The 934-nt window shown below is 47.1% G+C and carries 8 tRNA genes; all 8 read left to right on the top strand.

What is annotated here, in order from left to right:
• Position 1 precedes the first annotated feature (1 nt).
• The 8 genes from R7040_RS25135 (at position 2) to R7040_RS25170 (ending at position 930) form a co-directional block, all read left to right on the top strand.
• Positions 2-86, top strand: a tRNA-Leu gene (locus R7040_RS25135).
• A 30-nt stretch (positions 87-116) separates the two neighbouring features.
• Positions 117-191: transfer RNA gene (locus tag R7040_RS25140), tRNA-Gln, on the top strand.
• 53 nt (positions 192-244) lie between these two features.
• Positions 245-329 (top strand) — tRNA-Leu (locus R7040_RS25145).
• Between the two features lie 22 nt (positions 330-351).
• Positions 352-428: transfer RNA gene (locus tag R7040_RS25150), tRNA-Met, on the top strand.
• Between the two features lie 40 nt (positions 429-468).
• Positions 469-553 (top strand) — tRNA-Leu (locus R7040_RS25155).
• Between the two features lie 29 nt (positions 554-582).
• A tRNA-Leu gene (locus R7040_RS25160) sits at positions 583-667 on the top strand.
• Positions 668-717: 50 nt separating this feature from the next.
• Positions 718-792: transfer RNA gene (locus R7040_RS25165), tRNA-Gln, on the top strand.
• A 53-nt stretch (positions 793-845) separates the two neighbouring features.
• A tRNA-Leu gene (locus tag R7040_RS25170) sits at positions 846-930 on the top strand.
• Positions 931-934: the final 4 nt, after the last annotated feature.

The raw sequence follows: 934 nt of genomic DNA on the forward strand, positions 1-934 counted from the left end.
TGCGGAAGTGGCGGAATTGGTAGACGCACCAGATTTAGGTTCTGGCGCCGCAAGGTGTGAGAGTTCAAGTCTCTCCTTCCGCACCATTATTTAAGTCTCTTTTATTAGAGCAATGTAGGGCTATCGCCAAGCGGTAAGGCAGCGGCTTTTGATGCCGCCATTCCCTGGTTCGAATCCAGGTAGCCCTGCCATATACAATGATATTAAGATTTTACCAATTATCTTGATGTCTACAGAATAAGTTGCGGAAGTGGCGGAATTGGTAGACGCACCAGATTTAGGTTCTGGCGCCGCAAGGTGTGAGAGTTCAAGTCTCTCCTTCCGCACCATTCTTGATCAAAGTTTTAAAATGGCTACGTAGCTCAGCTGGTTAGAGCACATCACTCATAATGATGGGGTCACAGGTTCGAATCCCGTCGTAGCCACCATTCCTAAATGTTCTTTTTATCAGAGCAGTTAGGAATAGATGCGGAAGTGGCGGAATTGGTAGACGCACCAGATTTAGGTTCTGGCGCCGCAAGGTGTGAGAGTTCAAGTCTCTCCTTCCGCACCATCTTAAATTAATCTACACTATCAGAATACGCGGAAGTGGCGGAATTGGTAGACGCACCAGATTTAGGTTCTGGCGCCGTAAGGTGTGAGAGTTCAAGTCTCTCCTTCCGCACCATTCTTTCTCTCGATAAGAGATGTTAAGTAATCTTTGACTATTTACGCTGTAGGGCTATCGCCAAGCGGTAAGGCAGCGGCTTTTGATGCCGCCATTCCCTGGTTCGAATCCAGGTAGCCCTGCCATATACAATGATATTAAGATTTTACCAATTATCTTGATGTCTACAGAATAAGTTGCGGAAGTGGCGGAATTGGTAGACGCACCAGATTTAGGTTCTGGCGCCGCAAGGTGTGAGAGTTCAAGTCTCTCCTTCCGCACCATTAT

Source organism: Vibrio sp. 1069 (genome assembly GCF_033340555.1).